This window comes from Streptococcus mitis (assembly GCF_016658865.1).
Classification (GTDB): Bacteria; Bacillota; Bacilli; order Lactobacillales; family Streptococcaceae; genus Streptococcus; species Streptococcus mitis_BT.
Genome location: NZ_CP067992.1, coordinates 540,761 through 557,600, shown reverse-complemented (window position 1 = coordinate 557,600; position 16,840 = coordinate 540,761). Strand labels below are relative to the sequence as shown.

The 16,840-nt window shown below is 39.3% G+C and carries 21 protein-coding genes and 1 pseudogene; 1 reads left to right on the top strand and 21 read right to left on the bottom strand.

Features of this window, described 5'->3' with window-relative positions; all coding sequences use genetic code 11:
• Nucleotides 1–68: 68 nt before the first annotated feature.
• The 14 genes and pseudogenes from JJN14_RS02930 to pbp2b form a co-directional block, all read right to left on the bottom strand.
• The gene (locus JJN14_RS02930) at nucleotides 69–1,112 is read right to left on the bottom strand and encodes a D-alanine--D-alanine ligase (RefSeq protein ID WP_201058861.1); all 1,044 of its coding nucleotides are present in this window, start codon (nucleotides 1,110–1,112) and stop codon (nucleotides 69–71) included.
• A 104-nt stretch (nucleotides 1,113–1,216) separates the two neighbouring features.
• Complete coding sequence (locus JJN14_RS02925) at nucleotides 1,217–1,714, bottom strand: hypothetical protein (RefSeq protein WP_201058860.1); 498 nt, start codon at nucleotides 1,712–1,714, stop codon at nucleotides 1,217–1,219.
• A 39-nt stretch (nucleotides 1,715–1,753) separates the two neighbouring features.
• Nucleotides 1,754–2,386, bottom strand: coding sequence for a hypothetical protein (locus tag JJN14_RS02920; RefSeq protein WP_201058859.1), 633 nt, complete (start codon nucleotides 2,384–2,386; stop codon nucleotides 1,754–1,756).
• Nucleotides 2,387–2,416: 30 nt separating this feature from the next.
• Nucleotides 2,417–2,581 (bottom strand): hypothetical protein, encoded by a 165-nt coding sequence (locus JJN14_RS02915; protein WP_185756249.1) that lies wholly within the window; start codon nucleotides 2,579–2,581, stop codon nucleotides 2,417–2,419.
• Nucleotides 2,578–3,204, bottom strand: coding sequence for a hypothetical protein (locus JJN14_RS02910; protein WP_201058858.1), 627 nt, complete (start codon nucleotides 3,202–3,204; stop codon nucleotides 2,578–2,580). The genes JJN14_RS02915 and JJN14_RS02910 overlap by 4 nt, the downstream gene beginning before the upstream one ends.
• Nucleotides 3,205–3,311: 107 nt before the next feature.
• Nucleotides 3,312–3,692 (bottom strand): annotated as a pseudogene (locus JJN14_RS02905) (hypothetical protein); the annotation flags it as partial.
• On the bottom strand, nucleotides 3,689–4,306 hold the full coding sequence (locus JJN14_RS02900; protein ID WP_201058856.1) for a hypothetical protein: 618 nt from the start codon (nucleotides 4,304–4,306) through the stop codon (nucleotides 3,689–3,691). The pseudogene JJN14_RS02905 and the gene JJN14_RS02900, both read right to left, overlap by 4 nt.
• Nucleotides 4,303–4,920: a hypothetical protein gene (locus JJN14_RS02895; RefSeq protein ID WP_201058855.1), complete on the bottom strand. Its 618-nt coding sequence runs from the start codon at nucleotides 4,918–4,920 to the stop codon at nucleotides 4,303–4,305. The genes JJN14_RS02900 and JJN14_RS02895 overlap by 4 nt, the downstream gene beginning before the upstream one ends.
• Nucleotides 4,917–5,543 (bottom strand): hypothetical protein, encoded by a 627-nt coding sequence (locus JJN14_RS02890; RefSeq protein WP_125387004.1) that lies wholly within the window; start codon nucleotides 5,541–5,543, stop codon nucleotides 4,917–4,919. The genes JJN14_RS02895 and JJN14_RS02890 overlap by 4 nt, the downstream gene beginning before the upstream one ends.
• 9 nt (nucleotides 5,544–5,552) lie before the next feature.
• On the bottom strand, nucleotides 5,553–7,154 hold the full coding sequence (locus JJN14_RS02885; protein WP_201058854.1) for a virulence protein: 1,602 nt from the start codon (nucleotides 7,152–7,154) through the stop codon (nucleotides 5,553–5,555).
• Nucleotides 7,145–7,501, bottom strand: coding sequence for a hypothetical protein (locus JJN14_RS02880; RefSeq protein ID WP_201058853.1), 357 nt, complete (start codon nucleotides 7,499–7,501; stop codon nucleotides 7,145–7,147). The genes JJN14_RS02885 and JJN14_RS02880 overlap by 10 nt, the downstream gene beginning before the upstream one ends.
• Before the next feature lie 3 nt (nucleotides 7,502–7,504).
• Nucleotides 7,505–7,780 carry a TIGR04197 family type VII secretion effector gene (locus JJN14_RS02875; protein WP_201058852.1) on the bottom strand — a complete coding sequence of 92 codons (276 nt, stop codon included), beginning with the start codon at nucleotides 7,778–7,780 and terminating at the stop codon, nucleotides 7,505–7,507.
• 316 nt (nucleotides 7,781–8,096) lie between these two features.
• Nucleotides 8,097–8,693: a recombination mediator RecR gene (gene recR / locus JJN14_RS02870; protein WP_049487334.1), complete on the bottom strand. Its 597-nt coding sequence runs from the start codon at nucleotides 8,691–8,693 to the stop codon at nucleotides 8,097–8,099.
• Nucleotides 8,694–8,703: 10 nt separating this feature from the next.
• Nucleotides 8,704–10,761 carry a penicillin-binding protein PBP2B gene (pbp2b, locus tag JJN14_RS02865; protein ID WP_201058851.1) on the bottom strand — a complete coding sequence of 686 codons (2,058 nt, stop codon included), beginning with the start codon at nucleotides 10,759–10,761 and terminating at the stop codon, nucleotides 8,704–8,706.
• A 189-nt stretch (nucleotides 10,762–10,950) separates the two neighbouring features.
• Here pbp2b and JJN14_RS02860 point away from each other — a divergent pair, with 189 nt between their 5' ends.
• Nucleotides 10,951–11,802 (top strand): MurR/RpiR family transcriptional regulator, encoded by an 852-nt coding sequence (locus JJN14_RS02860; protein ID WP_201058850.1) that lies wholly within the window; start codon nucleotides 10,951–10,953, stop codon nucleotides 11,800–11,802.
• A 182-nt stretch (nucleotides 11,803–11,984) separates the two neighbouring features.
• Here JJN14_RS02860 and JJN14_RS02855 read toward each other — a convergent pair whose 3' ends face one another.
• From JJN14_RS02855 to JJN14_RS02825, 7 genes are all read right to left on the bottom strand, one after another.
• Nucleotides 11,985–12,335: a type II toxin-antitoxin system RelE/ParE family toxin gene (locus JJN14_RS02855; protein ID WP_033676577.1), complete on the bottom strand. Its 351-nt coding sequence runs from the start codon at nucleotides 12,333–12,335 to the stop codon at nucleotides 11,985–11,987.
• Nucleotides 12,325–12,612, bottom strand: a complete 288-nt coding sequence (locus JJN14_RS02850) for a hypothetical protein (RefSeq protein ID WP_201058849.1) — start codon at nucleotides 12,610–12,612, stop codon at nucleotides 12,325–12,327. Before JJN14_RS02850 ends, JJN14_RS02855 begins: the two co-directional genes overlap by 11 nt.
• A gap of 96 nt (nucleotides 12,613–12,708) precedes the next feature.
• On the bottom strand, nucleotides 12,709–13,593 hold the full coding sequence (locus JJN14_RS02845; RefSeq protein WP_201058848.1) for an ROK family protein: 885 nt from the start codon (nucleotides 13,591–13,593) through the stop codon (nucleotides 12,709–12,711).
• A 17-nt stretch (nucleotides 13,594–13,610) separates the two neighbouring features.
• A complete protein-coding gene (locus JJN14_RS02840) occupies nucleotides 13,611–14,528 on the bottom strand; it encodes a dihydrodipicolinate synthase family protein (protein ID WP_078238169.1) in 918 nt (305 codons plus the stop codon).
• 170 nt (nucleotides 14,529–14,698) lie between these two features.
• Nucleotides 14,699–15,343, bottom strand: coding sequence for a YesL family protein (locus tag JJN14_RS02835; protein WP_004261828.1), 645 nt, complete (start codon nucleotides 15,341–15,343; stop codon nucleotides 14,699–14,701).
• A gap of 19 nt (nucleotides 15,344–15,362) precedes the next feature.
• Nucleotides 15,363–15,815 (bottom strand): YhcH/YjgK/YiaL family protein, encoded by a 453-nt coding sequence (locus tag JJN14_RS02830; protein WP_201058847.1) that lies wholly within the window; start codon nucleotides 15,813–15,815, stop codon nucleotides 15,363–15,365.
• A gap of 171 nt (nucleotides 15,816–15,986) precedes the next feature.
• Entirely contained in the window at nucleotides 15,987–16,826 is an 840-nt protein-coding gene (locus JJN14_RS02825) for a carbohydrate ABC transporter permease (protein ID WP_001192119.1), read from the bottom strand.
• Nucleotides 16,827–16,840: the final 14 nt, after the last annotated feature.

The following is a 16,840-nucleotide window of genomic DNA, read 5'->3' as shown; positions in this document are numbered from 1 at the left end:
AGGGTCGAAACTCGAGAACTCTAGTCACCTTGCAGTGATGGTTCTGGCTTCTACCCTCTCTTTCATTTTTATAGCAAATGCGCTTCGCGCTTGTCAAAACTTTCCTTGGCAAGATCAACCAATCGCTCGATTAAGTCTGGATAGCTGATTCCCATATTGTCCCAAAGTAGTGGGTACATAGACCACTGGGTAAAACCTGGCATGGTATTAAGCTCGTTTAGGAAAATCTCTCCCTTGTCTGTATAGAAGAAATCGCAACGAGAGAGACCGAGGCCACCAATGGCACGGAAGGCTGTTTCTGCATTCTGACGCATGACAGCTACCACATCATCACTGATTTTAGCTGGGATATCCATGGTAATCTTGTTGTCAATATACTTGGCATCGTAGTCATAAAAGTCAACATCCTTGACTACTTCTCCTGGTAGCGTACTCTTGACATCGTAGTTGCCCAAGAGACCAACCTCGATTTCACGAGCATTTACCCCTTGCTCTACCAAGACACGGCTGTCATATTGAAAGGCAAGTTTCAAAGCTTGACGGAGTTCCTCTTGATTTTCAGACTTAGAAATACCGACACTTGAACCCATGTTTGATGGTTTTGTGAAGACTGGGTAAGTCAATTTTTCTTCAACTTCGGCAATTTTAGCAGTCACATCATCGCCTTCGACAATGGCCACATAAGGAACTTGAGCAATCCCGACAGATTCTAAAACACGCTTGGTCGTGATTTTATCCATGGCAAGACTAGATGACAAGATGTTGCAACCAACATAAGGCATTTTCAAAACTTCCAAGAATCCTTGAACTGAGCCATCTTCTCCCATCGGACCATGGAGGACTGGGAAGACCACTGCACCATCTTCGTAGATGGCACTTGGTGCAACTTTCTTATCCCAATCAATGGTTTCATTGGTCATGAGACGGTCCTCTTGACCTGGAGTATGGCTAAATTCTTGCGTTTTAATAAAATCACCCGACTGGCTGATGAAGAAAGTCTTGACTGTGAAACGGTCGTAGTTGACCGCGCGCATGACACTTTCAGCTGAAAGAACAGAGACTTCACGCTCTGCACTACGCCCACCGTATAAAAGAATAATCGTTTGTTTCATATTACTTGTCCTAATTCTAATAGAATACTCGTTCTTTAGTATATCATATTTGCTTCTTTTTTGAAACTTGTATCTAAAAAAGCCCTCATTTGAGAGCTGAAATTTTACCTATCCACCACTTGAGCTTCAAAGTGTGCTGGCTTGTCGTCTACATTGGTGATGGTGATCGTGTAGGGAGTTTCTTCCGTCACCCCAAATACTTCCTTTATTCTCCCTTGAAGCACTATTCCATCACTTTCTAAATAGATACTTTTACTCTTATCATTTGGTAAGTCTCTGTGCTCTGTTCCATCTTTAGAGATAATAATCTCAGTTATTGACTGCTTCTCAACATTATAAACCGTGTTACCTCCTTTAATCCCCCATCCTTTTCGGCCAGATAATTTTAATTTAGCCTCATCTTTTTTTAAAAAAATCAATTCCGAATTATACTCCCGCTGCTCTGTTTTAGAAAAAACTTTCAATTCAACACTTTGACCTGGTTGCAGAGTATACTTACCAAGATTTTGTGCCCATAAATATAGTCCAAAAATGCTAGTTGCTAGGGTTAATATTAACAAGCCACAACCTAATTTCCAGATTTTTTTCTTCCTATAGGTCATTTGTTACTCTCCTTATAGTCGTCATACCTTTCTGGAGCTCTATCTATTCTGCAAAATTTCGCTCTCTTTCCTTTTTCTACGCTGACCCGACCACCTGATACACTGCAACAATATTATCATACGAAGAATCAAATAGACCAAACGAAGGATTTTCATCTTTCCAAGAACTGATAAGAAATTTTTCCTTGCATTCCCCACTTCTTGAGCTAACTGTTCAACTGTTTTACCTGTTTCTTCTTTAATAGCAACTGCATTATTTGAAATCAAATAATAATTTTGTTCTAATCTGCTGATATAGGCTTTGGAAATTGGCTCGTCTAAGAAAAAATATACTCTATCAGCATACTCATCCTGAGACAGCGTATAGTATACTTCAGCTTCACTCTCCCATTTTTTAGGAAAACTAGTTATTTTAATATTTCCATAGTCTAAATGCATAATTCCAACTAAAACGTCATTAGTCCATTCTTCCGCATAGTGGTATAATTTCATTTTCTTATCTACCATTGGCCAAACCATAACATACCGACTATGCATGAATTCCTTAGTTAATGCAGATTTACTTGCCAAACTGGTCGCACCAATCTCATATACTGACCAAATAAGAACTATGAGCATTAAGACAGCTTGAGTTGGTTTGTTTTTATAATAGTTTTTCATTTTATTTAACATTTTGCTCTCCGATGGAAGGATTGGGTTTATCTAAATCTTTTTTTGAAATAAGGAAAAAACCTCTTGTAATGCATCATTATTCCCAGCATTTGAGTAAGAAACTTGCTCATCTTCTGGAAACCACATTTTACCAGCTAGTTCCAAATAACCATAAGGTATCTTTTTTGTATAATCACCTTTTAAATATAATTTCATTCTTCCTCGTCGTCATAAACTGGCTCGCCATGGTTTTTGATGTATTCTTCATTCCTGCGGTCGTCTTCTTCCCAAACTGGGTCTCTCACATCATCCATAAACGGAATTTCTTCCAAACTCAGCTCATTAGCTTCTTCATAACTCATCGAAAGGATATCCTCATGCCGTTTTTTAAATCCCTCCACACTTAACCAGCTCTCTTTATCATCTTCGCTAATCTGACCATCAATAGCAGTCGCAATTTCAATGGCCATAATATACATAGCTCGTTTATCAACAGTGAGAAGGTCAAGGTGGGTAGAAGCTAAACGTAGACAGTCTCCTTTTTCTCGATAGTCTGTTGCTGGATTGTCTTCAAAATCTAATTCAAGATTTTCATATACATGACTTCCAAATTTATTGATAATCCCTTCTTTCAACTGAACATTATTCCATCTATTATCATGCATCCACTTATTCAACTTCAAGTGAATAGTTGGGTCTGTTTTAAATGGGCGAGTATTCCCAAAATAAGAAATATCTACTGTCTTCCCATCTTTAGTATCAAACCACATTCTCTTCGCTAGTTCTAAATAATCAAATGGAATTTCTTTGGTGTAATCACCTTTAATATATAATTTCATATTTTACTCCTACGTTCTCAAGAATTCAGCAGCTCTCAAGATAAATCTAACTAATTGATTCTTCTCATAATTTGACAATTTTTTCAATTTGGATATTGAATCAAGCCAATTTCTAGCGCCATAATATACATAGCACGTTTATCAACTGTTAAAACATCCAAATAATTAGAAGCAATTCTTAGGTGTTTTCCCTTTTCTCTACCGTCGCTTTCATAACTTCCTTCATAATCTAAATCAATATTTTCATATTTTTGGGAATTGATTGCACTGCCACCTTTAACCTTGACCTCTTTCCAACGAGAGCCACTTGCTCCCCACTTATCTAATCGTAAAGATAGATAGAAGTCATTTTGTAGCATCTCATCATCCCCGACATTTGAAAAACTTATTTTTTGACCATTTCTTTCTTTAAACCACATTTTCCATGCGAGTTCTCTGTAGCCAAATGGCAATTTTCTAGTATAATCACCTTTAATATAAATTCTCACTCTTCTTCCTCATCATCATAAACACGTTCTCCATGGATTTTGATATATTCTTCACGAAGGCGTTCTTCCTCTTCCCATAGAGGGTCTCTTACTGGTATCATTGTTTTTAATTCTTCCAAACTAATTTCAACCGCTTCATCATAAGTCAGCGAAAGAACATCCTTATGTAGCTCCTTAAAAGTCTCTACATCTAACCATGTCTCTTTGTCATCCTCGCTGATATTACCATCTATTGCACTCGCAACCTCGACCGCCATAATTTTATCTACTGTTAAAACATCTATATGAGATGTTGCGATACGTAGATAATCTCCACGTTCTCTCCACTCTGTAATGAAAGTTTTTTCAAATTCAAGTGTTACACTCTCATATTCCAAAGACAACCAAGGATTACTAGGAATTATAAAAGGAGCCTTATCCCATCTTTCGTCAACTGAAGACCATTTGTGTAACCGAACACCAAAGTAAAAATCATCCTGTAACATAGCATCGTCACCAACATTGGAGAAACTTATTTTCTTGCCTTTCCGTTCCTTAAACCACATCTTCCATGCGAGTTCTCTGTAGCCAAATGGCAATTTTCTAGTATAGTCACCTTTTATATATAGTCTCACTCGTCGTCCTCATCGTCGTCCAACTCCACCTCTCCATGGATTCGGATATACTCCTCGCGCTTCTTATCCAATTCTTCCCAAAGAGGCTCGTCTATGGCTTTCAAAACATTTATCTCTTCTAAACTAATATCAACCGCTTCGTCGTAGGTCATATTCAGTAGGTCTTTATGTTTCGTTTTGAATTCTTCAATATTTAGCCATGTTTCTTTGTCGTCTTCGCTGATTTGACCGTCAATGACAGATGCTACCTCAATCGCCATGATATAGAGCGCTCGCTTATCAACCGTTAGAATATCCTTATGAGTCGTGATTATTCGAAGACAGTCTCCTTTTTCTCGCCTATCACTTTCATAAGAATTTTCAAAATTTAAATTTAAATTTTCACGCTTAAAAGTCGCCCAAGAGTCTTTTCCTATTCTAAAATCAGCCATTCCCCAACGCTCATCATTTGAAGAAAATTTATCTAGAGTTAAACTCAAATAAAAATTTTCATTAAATGCGTAAGAAAAACCAACTTCCACACCTTTGCGTTCTTTGAACCACATTTTCCAAGGAAATTCCATACAGGTTTGGTATATACTAGTTTCGTAGTTGCCTTTAAGATATAGTCTCACTCGTCGTCCTCATCGTCATACACACGTTCACCATGGATTTTGATGTATTCTTCACGAAGCCTATCCAATTCTTCCCAGATGGGTTCGTCAATAGCGTCAATCGTCTGAATTTCTTCCAAACTCATCTCATTTGCTTCGTCAAAGGTCAGAGATAAGATATCTTTGTGCTTTTCCTTGAACTCCTCGATTCTTAACCATGTTTTCTTATCATCTTCACTAATTTTTCCATCAATCGCAGTCGCAATTTCGAGTGCCATAATATACATAGCTCGTTTATCAACTGTTAAAACATCCAAATAATTAGAAGCGATTCTTAGATATTTTCCCTTTTCTCTACCGTCGCTTTCATAACTTCCCTCATAATCCAAATCAATATTTTCATATTTTTGGGAATTGATTGCACTACCACCTTTAACCTTGGCATCTTTCCAACGAGAGCCACTTGCTCCCCACTTATCTAACCTCAAAGATAAATAGAAGTCATTTTGCAACATCTCATCATCCCCGACATTTGAGAAACTTATTTTTTGACCATTTCTTTCTTTAAACCACATTTTCCATGCGAGTTCTCTGTATCCAAAAGGCACTTTTCTAGTATAGTCTCCTTTGATATATAGTCTCATACACTTCACCTAATTTCCGTAATAGTTTCGGTATCCTTTCCAGATTCTTTCTACAATTTCACTCTTCACACTTTTATCTAGATTCTTTATCTTTTTAGTTTTATTCACCCAATCCAATATATCTGTTTTGCTTGAAATACTATTAACATCTATAGCTTCGTTAAGCGAATAGCCCGACTTCCCACTTCCAGATTGAACCTGAAATACTCCTTCACCATTAGGACCACTATTTGGCTCCCAATCTACACGAATGTTCTCTTTTCGATTTCCTACTCGGGCTTCAATTTGTTTACCACCCCTACCAGAAATGGTCTTACTCGTCGGTTTATTGGCCTTCCAGCTATCGTAGTTGCTAGAATAATTAACCTGAATTTCGCCATTTTGTAAGGCCGTCTTTGTGATAGCTGATAAGCTAGTCACTGCTCCACTAGCTATCAGTACATTTCCATATTGTACTCCTGATACGGACACTGCCGTACCAGCTACGATACTTGTCCCTGCTGTTGGCGGACCAGCCATGATACTCAAAACTTCGAGGGCGCCACTCGCAAAGTAAACTCCCAATCCAGAGAATATTTGAGCTACTCCACTCCAAAATTCGACTGAATTTGCTTCAAAGTTTTGTGCTTTTAGTTCATCAAACTTTTTGTTAACCAAATGAGTATAGTCAGCATCGTATTTCCCATTTTTTGAAACGAAATAACCTTGTTCAAATGGATAAATGTCAATGATATTCCCTGTTTCATCAATCTTAAGAGTGTGATTGTAGTCGTCGATTATTTTATCCCATTCGGACTTGTCGTGACCTTTTAAGCGCTTCTCTAATTCGGCACGATAGTAGGCATCTCCATCGTCCGATAGCATCATATCCCTAGAAGCTTTATTGATGGCACGAGTTTCTGAGTCTTGAAAATCTCTTTTGGCATGCGAAACAATCTTCACATCCTTCATCTTCTGCACCCAGCTCATGTCCAGACCGTCCGCATAGTAGTTACCATCACTGTCGACAATGAGTTTACTTAGTTGCGTGGCTCCTTTGATGGCTAAGCTAAGGATTTCTAGACTATCGTTGAAATACTGGGAAACCTGTGAGACAAAAAATTCTAGTTTTTCAATCTTATCATTCAAATCCTGAATACCCGACTCGATTTGAAACTTGGTATTGTAGAGGATGGTCTTCTCAGAGAAGGCTTTCCCCCAATTGAGACTAAAGAGGTCTGTGATTTGATTTAGCCAGTTCTCCCTCACTTGAATCTGAGCTTCTACGATAGCTAACTGCTCTTCTCTCAGCTTTTTCAATTCCTTAAGCTGGTCTAGGTCCAAATCTCCATATCCAGAGATCTGAGCATCCGCATCTTTGTAGGAGGTCAACTCTAGTTGGATATCATCTATCGCTGCTTGTAACTTCTTGATGCTGGGGATGATAATCTCTGTAAAGAGACCTTTACCAGCTGTGTAGGCTGCTCCTGTCAACTCACCTGAGTCTAAAGAGGAAATCAGGTGATCACATCCACTAGATAAGCGGTCTGTGACTTCATTTGCGACTCGGAGGTTGTTCGTCATGGCCTGAATCAATTCTTGTGATTCTTGTGCGCTGTATTTTACTCCCATGGTAGCCGATTCCTTTCCACTATCAGTTCTTCTCTGGCCTCATCGAAAGAGCGACAAGCCTTTTTAGTTTGTTTTTCCAACGTATCCAGTTCCTCCTCTACATAAGAGTTGACCTGTCGCTGAATGGTTCTATTATCACTTTCGATTTGCTCTATTAGCTGACGAGAACTGGGTGAGAGAGATAATAGATTTATCATGCGATGGTGAATGCTCTGAATATCCGAGTAAAAGTTTGTCAACTGCTGTTCATATTGCTTTTTAGTTGCTCGGAGTCTGTCTTCCTTATCTTCTATCTTAACAATCTTACGCCAAATCTCTGTGCGCTTTTCTTCATTTCTATCTGCCATTCCTTAGTGACTCCATCTCTTAGCTTGCTCTATATCACGTTTTTCAATCCTCTGAGCAATTTCTGGAAACTTATTTGCTTGTGTCAAAACAGCTGAACTAAAATCACTGACCGCTTGAAGCATTTGATTGCAGGCCTGACGTCCCGCTTCCATTCCAGTGATTCCAGATGTATATGAAAATTCTACCTGCTGATTTTGCTTGTCGCTCGTTTCATACCCGACCAACTCATTAATAGCCGCCTCTGCTGCTATCGTGCTAGATTTTATCTTTCCACCCATACTTCAAACTCCCCTTATTAAGTATATATTGACCATATCATAACATAAAAATAGTACGATTTCAAAATAAATTATAACGAACTAAAGGGCAATCTTATCCTTAAAAAAACTTGATCCTTAAGTAAAATATATTGATAGAGATGCTACTAGGAATTTTGAAAATCCGTTTTCTGATACCTTATAATTTGTGTTTACTGGGAAGTATTCTTATTATCAAGATTTGTCCTTCTCTCATTATAAAACGAAAAAGACAAACCCTAGAAAAATTCCTAGGGCTTGTCTTATACGTCAAAATGAGCTAAATTTTTGCTGACTTTTACAACTCTGTCCGATTTTCAATAGCTCGTAAGAGTGTGACTTCGTCCGCATACTCGATATCTGCTCCCACAGCGAGGCCTCGTGCCAGACGTGTGACTTTGATACCAGCTGGTTTGAGCAAACGTGAAAGATACATGGAAGTTGCTTCTCCATCTGCTGTGGCATTGGTTGCTACGATTACCTCTGAAACTTCACTCTCCATAAGACGAGTCATAAGGCTCTTGAGATTGATATCATCTGGACTGATACCATTCATGGGAGAAATGAGTCCATGTAAGACATGATAAAGTCCATGATATTCTTGAATGTTCTCCATAGCCGCCACATCGCGACTATCCTCGAGAACTAAAATGGTTGTCTGGTCACGACTTGGATCGGTACAGATAGAGCAAGGATCGTCATCAGTCAAACGACCACAGATGGAGCAATAGGTCAGCTCTCTCTTAGCAGAAAGGAGGTTTTTAGCAAATTCATTGACATCATCATCAGACATTCCAATCGTATAAAAGGCCAGACGTGTAGCCGTCTTAATCCCGATACCCGGCAACTTGGAATAACTGTCAATTAGTTTAGCTATAGGTGTTGGATAAAGCATAAGTTCCTTTCTAATTCATTGGATGATGTTGGTTATAGAGGTTGATAATGTCGCGCGCAATGGAAGGTCCGACACCATTTGACAAATTTGTGTTATGCGGGAAGACTACTGCAACAGCGATTTGAGGATTATCTGATGGGGCATAGGCCACGGCATTGGTATTGGTTGCTTGCTGACCATCTGCTACATAACTTTCGGCTGTACCCGTTTTTCCGCTAATAGATACAGCTGCACCATTTGAAAAGGCACGGCCAGTTGTCAATCCACTAGTCCCATGGGCAACCTGATAAAAACCTTGTTGCAAAATACTCATATCGGAGTCGGATATATTGACCTTATTCATCTCTGTCGGTTGCAGTTGCTGAATCAAGTCACCCAGTCCTCCCTTATCATTATTACCATAAATGCCTTCAACAATACGAGGAGCCACACGAACACCATCATTTGCAATAGTTGCTACATACTGAGCCAACTGCATGGGCGTATAGTTATCAAACTGCCCAAAGGCATTGGTGATGTAATTAGCAAAGCTATACTCTTTGGGAACAAATCCAGTAGATTCATCTGGTAGGTCAATTCCGGTCGCAGCCCCCAAGCCATATTCGCCAAAGGTCGCACGAAGTTTTCCCATAGCTGTTTCCAAATTGCTGGTTCCAACAAACATATTTGGTTGATAGGTCTGGCCCATGATTCCAAGAGCGGTTTGAACCATGTAAGCATTGGATGAATACTCCAAGGCTTCCACAGCTGTAATAGGAAAAGATCCATATGCCAATTTATACCAAGAATAAATTGGAGCTGAACCTTGGAAAACAATAGGCTGATCTGTTAAGGTTTGGTTTCCTGATAAAACACCATTTTCCCAACCTGAGCTGATGGTAGCGGCCTTAACAACCGAACCTGGGATAAAGACATTGGTTACCGTTCCCAAGGAATCAGGAGTCAACTCTCCCGTTTTCAGGTCATGTTTGAGTCCTGACATAGACAAAACAGCACCTGTTTTGGGGTTAAGGGCGACTGCATACACACCCTCAGAATACTTGGCTCCACCATTTCCTAGCTCGGAATTGAAATAACTTTTCAGCAAAGCATCCACGCTATCTTGGAAGGCCAAATCAATGGTCAGTTTGATATTGTTTCCCTTACTACCTTCCTCAATTGTGTCCACGCTTTCCATATTGCCATATTTATCCAGATGGATTTCTTTTACCGAGCGTTTTCCTTGTAAGGTCTCTTCATATTGCTTTTCCAAATAGGAGGTTCCAACACGGTCATTTAGAGAATAGCCCTTTTTAAGATAGGCTTCTGCTTCTTCCGCTGGGAGACCGGCTTTTTCACTGGATACACTCCCTACTATAGAAGAAAGGGAAGTTTCCAAAATCTTTCGATCCCAAGAAGTAGAAATACTGATACCAGGTAAATTCTTAGAGGCCGAAGCAATCAAGGCAATCTGAGTATCTGTTAAGGAGTCTGTCGCAATGGTCCCTGTCGCAAAATTTCCAACTGCATTGAGTTGGCTAAAAAGATAAATTTCTTTCTTATCATCCTCTGTATAGTTTAATTGACTCGTTTGGACACTATCGACCGCATTGTTATAGAGTTCTGATTCGGATAGACGATTGCCATCTGAATCAAGACGTTTCTCACGTGGTAAGCTTTCCACTACTTTCTTATAGACATCTTGATCTGCTAGATAATAGTCCGCCAACTGTCGGTCAGTCAATGTTGGAGAAGTAACTCCTACATAGGCTAACAGCTTCTTGGCTGTTTCTTTTAAATCTGCAGCCGTCATTTTGTTGTTACGAGTAAATGAAACAACTTGTTTCACAGTATTTTCAACCAAGGGCTTGCCACTGGCATCATAAATTTCACCCCGAGCTGAACTAGTAGTCACCTTTGTTTTACTAGCCGATGCTAGTTTTGTCTCATAAAAACCCTTGTTCAAAACCTGCATATAAAGCAGGCGACCAATAATGGTCATAAAGAGTAAAATGATGATTGAAAACAATAAATTAAGCCGAATCGGAATCGAATGGCTGTTAAATTTCCTCATACAAATCAGTCTCATTTCTATTTAAAATCTTACTCTTCATTGTACCATAATTTAAGAAGAAATTTTGGAAAAGAAGGGAGCTTTTCCCATTTTACAGGAAAATACGATTTTATTTATCCATCCCTACATTATATGATATAATAAATGTAAAAGTTCGATGACTCAGTCTTTTTCCAATATGACTCATTTAAAGGAGCCTTCCCTATGGACAAACCAGATATAGCAACCCTCATTGATTCTCACTTCGAAGAAATGACAGACCTAGAGCAAGAAATCGCTCGCTATTTTTTGCAAGCTGAAACCATTGCAGATGATTTATCTTCTCAGCAGGTCACTCAAAAATTACATATCTCTCAAGCTGCTCTGACCCGCTTTTCTAAAAAATGTGGTTTTACAGGCTATCGAGAATTTATTTTCCAATACCTGCACCAAGCAAAGAAACAGGGCACTCATTCTCACAAACATAGTCCTTTAACCAACCGAGTTCTTAGAAGCTATAGTAATATGCGGGAACAAACACAGGACTTGATTGACGAAGAACAACTGGAACGAATCGCCCAGTTAATCGAAGATGCTGATCGTGTCTACTTCTTCGGAACAGGGAGTTCTGGCCTCGTAGCTCGTGAAATGAAATTACGCTTTATGCGTCTAGGTGTGGTCTGCGAGGCTTTGACCGATCAAGACGGTTTTGCTTGGACAACCAGTATTATGGATGAGAATTGTCTCGTACTCGGTTTTTCACTTTCTGGCTCAACTCCTTCTATTTTAGATAGTCTATTAGACGCGAAAGAGATGGGGGCACAGACTGTACTTTTTACAAGTGTTCCCAATAAAGATAGTCAGGCCTATACAGAGACTGTTCTTGTAGCTAGTCACAGCCAGTCTTCTTATATCCAACGTATATCCGCTCAACTTCCTATGCTCTTCTTTATCGATTTGATTTATGCCTACTTTTTGGAAATCAATCGAGAAAGCAAGGAAAAAATCTTTAATAGCTATTGGGAAAATAAAAAACTCAACGGCTATCGTAGACAAAAACGTGTAAGAAAATCCTAGTTTGGTCTAGCCAAACTAGGATTGTTTTGTCTTAATACTCTTCGAAAATCAAATTCAAACCACGTCAGCTTCGCCTTGTCGTACTCAAGTACTGCCTACGGCTAACTTCCTAGTTTGCTCTTTGATTTTCATTGAGTATAAAATGATAGTAGGCACCCAACATACCTCTTCTAAACTATGAATTAGTCGTATCTTGACTTAGTCTTAAATAATTTCATATAATCACTTTTTGAAGGGAGTAAATAAGCAAGTCTGACAGTATCCTCCACAATTGTATATAATACGATGTAATCCTTACTCAAGGTCAATCCTCGCGTTTGATAGTGAGGATCTAATTTCTTACCAAATTTTTCATCGGCATCAAATCCAGCTTGGGGGAAAATTTCTAGACGATTAATATCTTTTCTAATATTGGCTACTTTTCGTCTCGCAGCCTCTACAGAACCAATTTCCTCCGCTATATACTGATATATTTTATCCAGACTATCAATCACTCTAGGAGAATACAAAATCCTATATTTTTTATAATCCATAGCGTGTCACGATATCCTCATCTGTCAAGTAATTTCCAGCCTCAATCTTAGCATAACTTTCTTGAACTTCTGCTTGTAATTGCCTAAATAAATACTCCTTCTCCAATTCCTCTTCACTCAGTAAATCTACTTCATTTGTTACGGCAACATTCTTTAAAAATAATCTTAGTGCTGAAGAAAGAGAGAGATTTTTTTCTTTTAACACTTCCATGGCATCATTTACTAATTCTCTATTAGCTTGGAAGGTCACAACTTTACTTGAATTCGCTATAGCCATTTTATATAATTCCTTTATATATTTTCTTTATTATCTCACAATTATAAAGAAAGTCAAGGGAACTTGATTAGAAAATCCTAGTTTGGTTAAACCAAACTAGGATTGTTTTGTTTTAAAGTGATAATAAGCTCCCAACATTCCTGCTGTGTTTTGGTGATGGGCAAATTCTAATCGTGTTTTTTCTGCTAGGCTTGGTACCAAGGCATCTTTTAAGGCTGTGCGAATTTTTGGTTTGAGGATAGCCTCTTGTCCCATGATACCGCCACCGAGAATAACCACTTCAGGATTAGCAACGTAGCAAATATTTGCCAGACCTTTTCCAAGGTAATCTACCATGCGGTCAATGCCAGCCATACAGATTTTGTTTCCTTCGGTAGCTTCCTTAAAGATGCGTCGGCCATTCCACTGATCAACTGAATCTCCATGAGCTGCTGCTACATACTCCACCAAGGCTGTCGTAGAAGCCAAATCTTGGAAAGTTCCATCCTGCATATGCATATAACCAACTTCGCAGGCTGAATTGCTAAAACCATGGAAGACTTTCCCATCCATAATCAAGCAACCACCGATACCTGTTCCAATGGTCAAGCAAAGGGTCACACTCGCTCCCTTGCCTGAACCAGATACCGCTTCAGCAAGACCTGCACAGTTGACATCATTTTCAATTTCACAAGGAATATTAAAGCTAGACTCGATTTCCTTCTTGAACTGGGTACCTGCATAGTTAGGGATTTGAGGACCAGCGTAGAAAATCTCACCCTTATCTGGATCCACCATTCCTGCAGAAGAAATAGCAACACCTACTACTGGGCCTTTTTCTAGATAGCTGGCTACGATATCTTTAGTCTTTTGTAAGATATGGGGTCCACCTTTATACGCCTCAGTTGGCATTTCATGCGATTCAACAAGTTGTCCTTCTTGGTCGATCAAACCATATTTGATGTTGGTTCCACCGATATCAATTGCAACGTAGTGTGTCATAAATACCTCCTTATGGGTTAGAGGAAGCGCTCCTTGGTTTCACGAATCAATTGAGCAGCTGCTTCTACAACTGGGCGATCTTCTTCAGTCACTGGTGTCAATGGTGAACGAACAGAACCAATATTCAAGCCTTCATTGATCTTCAAGACTTCTTTAATCACACCGTACATATTTCCATGAGCTGCTGTGAGTTTACCAATGATTGCGTTGATAGCATACTGTAATTCACGCGCTGTTTCCAAGTCTTTATCCGCAATCAACTGATTGAGCTTCAAGAAGAGTTCTGGCATCGCACCATAAGTACCACCGATACCAGCCTTAGCACCCATGAGACGGCCACCTAGGAACTGTTCATCTGGACCGTTAAAGACGATGTGGTCTTCTCCACCAAGACTGACAAAGGTTTGGATATCTTGAACTGGCATTGAAGAGTTCTTAACACCGATGACACGTGGGTTTTTCAACATTTCTGTGTAGAGACTTGGAGTCAAAGCAACTCCTGCCAATTGAGGAATGTTATAAATCACGTAGTCTGTATTTGGAGCTGCAGAACTGATATCGTTCCAGTATTTAGCAACTGAGTATTCTGGCAGGCGGAAGTAAATTGGTGGAATCGTTGCAATGGCATCTACACCCAAGCTTTCTGCGTGGCGAGCAAGTTCCATACTATCCTTGGTATTGTTGCAAGCAACATGAGCAATGATGGTCAATTTACCTTTGGCAACTGCCATGACTTCTTCCAAAATCAACTTACGGTCTTCAACACTTTGGTAGATACATTCACCAGAAGAACCATTGACATAAAGACCTTGAACACCTTTATCAATGAAGTATTGAACCAAGGCACGCGTACGCTCTGGACTTACTTCTCCTTGATCATCATAGCATGCGTAGAAGGCTGGAATGACACCTTCGTATTTTTTTAAATCTGACATAGATTTTCTCCTAAGTTTTCTTTTTCTGCTAAAAGCAGGATTTATTCTTTATGTGTTTAGTATACACCTTGTGAAAAACGCTTTCAACATCTGGTGTACACTTAGATTTTAGTTTCGATATGAATTTTGAAATGTTTATGGTTTGAAAGTAGTTTCAGAAACAAGCCATCCTATTGATATTTTGCAAAAATTTTCTCCATCAATCCAGTCTGGATAAAGACCAATAGCCCAAATCCAAAAAGCAGGAAGGCTGAACCACCTAAAAGTAGACTGAAGGCTGACAGATAAAGAACCATCACAATGAGGATAAGAATGGCTAACATAAGAAAGAACCAAGGAAAGTTAAAACTTGCCAAGATCAGCCCTTTTTGTAGCACTTCTTTCCAAGTTAAATCATAGCGCGCAGCGATCGGATAGCTAGCAAGCATCACGATAGTGAGGAAGATAAGAATGCCTAGACAAATAGCTTTCACCATTTGGAAAGGCATAGCTGTCTGCCCCCAAAAGATATAAAGGTCTAAAAGACTCAACAAAACAATACCCAACTCAAGCAGACCTAACTGAAGACCTAGTTTCAGATTTTGCTTGAAAGCTCTTAGATAGATTTTAAAGACAGGCACACGTCTACTCTTCTTAATCTCAAACATGGTCTCGTAGAGGCTGATTTTAGCCACTCCAATCGTCACGATGGGCAAACAAGAAACGACAAAAAGAAGATTGGCTGTGACGATATCCAAAACCTTTTCACTAAAACGCATGAGAAAGTTATCTGTATCAAATGCTGCCTTAATAAGGCTTACTCCTTTTTGTGCCATATTTGCTCCTCCTGATTTTTTAATCAATCAAAATTTTAAAGAGATATTTACGAACCTTCTCTTCCATACCTGCATAGCCATTCGGCTGGTGTGGTTCTCCTGGGAAGAAAATTGCAAAATTGTGAAACCCCAACAAGAGTGGGTATTTTTCATGACAATGGACAAAACCAATGTCACTCGCTTCGTCGAATGCTACTGCTTCATCTTTGATACGTGATCCGTAGCTCGAATATTCATGTCCTTCAACCAGCAAATGCAAATCTGCATAGTTTTTATGATGCTCAAATTGATCATTTTTAGCTTGATTGAGGACATTTTCCTGAACAACTAGAAAGACCTTGTCCCCGTCAATCTCATACTTTCCTAACTCGAAAGAATCTTTACGATGTTGATAGAGATAGTCGATAGCCTTGTCTAGATTGGGATGAATCCCTTTGTAAAAGGTAATATTTTTCAAATCGTCAAAAATCATACTGTTTCCTTCGTTTCTGATAGTTAACTAAAATCATTCTTAAGTTGATAAGTGTCTAACAAAACTTCATAAAGTAACTGCATACCCTCCATTTTGTAGACACTTATAACTCTATATTTCCATGGTATGACAAGACTACTTCCGCCATCTTGACACACCAGTTTACTTTTCTTAACCTTTGACAGCTCCCATAGTAATACCTTGAGTGAAGGATTTTTGGAAGACTAAGAAGACTGTTACGATTGGAACTGCTGCAAGAGCAGCACCCGCCATAATCAAACCATAGTTGGTTGCCATTTCAGCCTGCATAGTCGCAACACCGAGTGAGATAGTCAAGTTGTTACGTGAAGTCAACATAACCAACTGCATGAAGTAGTCGTTCCAAGTGTTGATGAAGGTAAAGATTGCAAGGGCTGCAAATCCTGGTTTCACAATTGGGAAGGCTACGCTCCAGAAAGTACGAATCTCACCACAACCATCGATTTTAGCTGATTCAAGCAACTCTGTTGGGATATTTTCACTAAATTGTTTCATGAGGAAGACCCCGAATGGCCATCCAATCAAAGGCAGGATAACTGCCCAAAGAGTATCATGGATTCCCATGAAGTTGACGATACGTACCAATGGTACAAGGACAACTTGTTTTGGAAGTGCCATGGCTGCAATGAAGATTGCAAATAGAATACGTTGACCATAGAAACGTTTTTTAGCCAATACATAACCTGCTAGAGATGAGGTCGCACAGACTAAGAACATGGTTACCAATGAGATAAACACAGAGTTCCACATCCACTGCATAGCAGGGTTTTGCACCATGAGTTGTTGGAAGTTTTCCATGGTTGGCATTTTAGGGAACCATTGTGGCGGAATCATAATGGTGTCAGGCTGTGATTTGAAGGCACCTGTCAAAATCCAGTAGAATGGAAAGATGAACAGCACGGTCAACAAGAGCAAGATAATAGTTGAAATAACAGTGAAGGCTGTTAAAGGTTTCTTTTGTGTAGATTGCATAGCTGTCTCCTTTC

What these genes read in the sequence shown, in the direction of transcription:
- JJN14_RS02835 (WP_004261828.1), bottom strand. Translation starts at nt 15,343, where the DNA reads ATGGCACAAAAAGGAGTAAGCCTTATTAAGGCAGCATTTGATACAGAT.
- JJN14_RS02840 (WP_078238169.1), bottom strand. Translation starts at nt 14,528, where the DNA reads ATGTCAGATTTAAAAAAATACGAAGGTGTCATTCCAGCCTTCTACGCA.
- JJN14_RS02925 (WP_201058860.1), bottom strand. Translation starts at nt 1,714, where the DNA reads ATGACCTATAGGAAGAAAAAAATCTGGAAATTAGGTTGTGGCTTGTTA.
- JJN14_RS02880 (WP_201058853.1), bottom strand. Translation starts at nt 7,501, where the DNA reads ATGGCAGATAGAAATGAAGAAAAGCGCACAGAGATTTGGCGTAAGATT.
- JJN14_RS02845 (WP_201058848.1), bottom strand. Translation starts at nt 13,593, where the DNA reads ATGACACACTACGTTGCAATTGATATCGGTGGAACCAACATCAAATAT.
- JJN14_RS02850 (WP_201058849.1), bottom strand. Translation starts at nt 12,612, where the DNA reads ATGGCTATAGCGAATTCAAGTAAAGTTGTGACCTTCCAAGCTAATAGA.
- pbp2b (WP_201058851.1), bottom strand. Translation starts at nt 10,761, where the DNA reads ATGAGACTGATTTGTATGAGGAAATTTAACAGCCATTCGATTCCGATT.
- JJN14_RS02855 (WP_033676577.1), bottom strand. Translation starts at nt 12,335, where the DNA reads ATGGATTATAAAAAATATAGGATTTTGTATTCTCCTAGAGTGATTGAT.
- JJN14_RS02830 (WP_201058847.1), bottom strand. Translation starts at nt 15,815, where the DNA reads ATGATTTTTGACGATTTGAAAAATATTACCTTTTACAAAGGGATTCAT.
- JJN14_RS02920 (WP_201058859.1), bottom strand. Translation starts at nt 2,386, where the DNA reads ATGTTAAATAAAATGAAAAACTATTATAAAAACAAACCAACTCAAGCT.
- JJN14_RS02860 (WP_201058850.1), top strand. Translation starts at nt 10,951, where the DNA reads ATGGACAAACCAGATATAGCAACCCTCATTGATTCTCACTTCGAAGAA.
- recR (WP_049487334.1), bottom strand. Translation starts at nt 8,693, where the DNA reads ATGCTTTATCCAACACCTATAGCTAAACTAATTGACAGTTATTCCAAG.
- JJN14_RS02930 (WP_201058861.1), bottom strand. Translation starts at nt 1,112, where the DNA reads ATGAAACAAACGATTATTCTTTTATACGGTGGGCGTAGTGCAGAGCGT.
- JJN14_RS02885 (WP_201058854.1), bottom strand. Translation starts at nt 7,154, where the DNA reads ATGGGAGTAAAATACAGCGCACAAGAATCACAAGAATTGATTCAGGCC.
- JJN14_RS02915 (WP_185756249.1), bottom strand. Translation starts at nt 2,581, where the DNA reads ATGAAATTATATTTAAAAGGTGATTATACAAAAAAGATACCTTATGGT.
- JJN14_RS02910 (WP_201058858.1), bottom strand. Translation starts at nt 3,204, where the DNA reads ATGAAATTATATATTAAAGGTGATTACACCAAAGAAATTCCATTTGAT.
- JJN14_RS02875 (WP_201058852.1), bottom strand. Translation starts at nt 7,780, where the DNA reads ATGGGTGGAAAGATAAAATCTAGCACGATAGCAGCAGAGGCGGCTATT.
- JJN14_RS02890 (WP_125387004.1), bottom strand. Translation starts at nt 5,543, where the DNA reads ATGAGACTATATATCAAAGGAGACTATACTAGAAAAGTGCCTTTTGGA.
- JJN14_RS02825 (WP_001192119.1), bottom strand. Translation starts at nt 16,826, where the DNA reads ATGCAATCTACACAAAAGAAACCTTTAACAGCCTTCACTGTTATTTCA.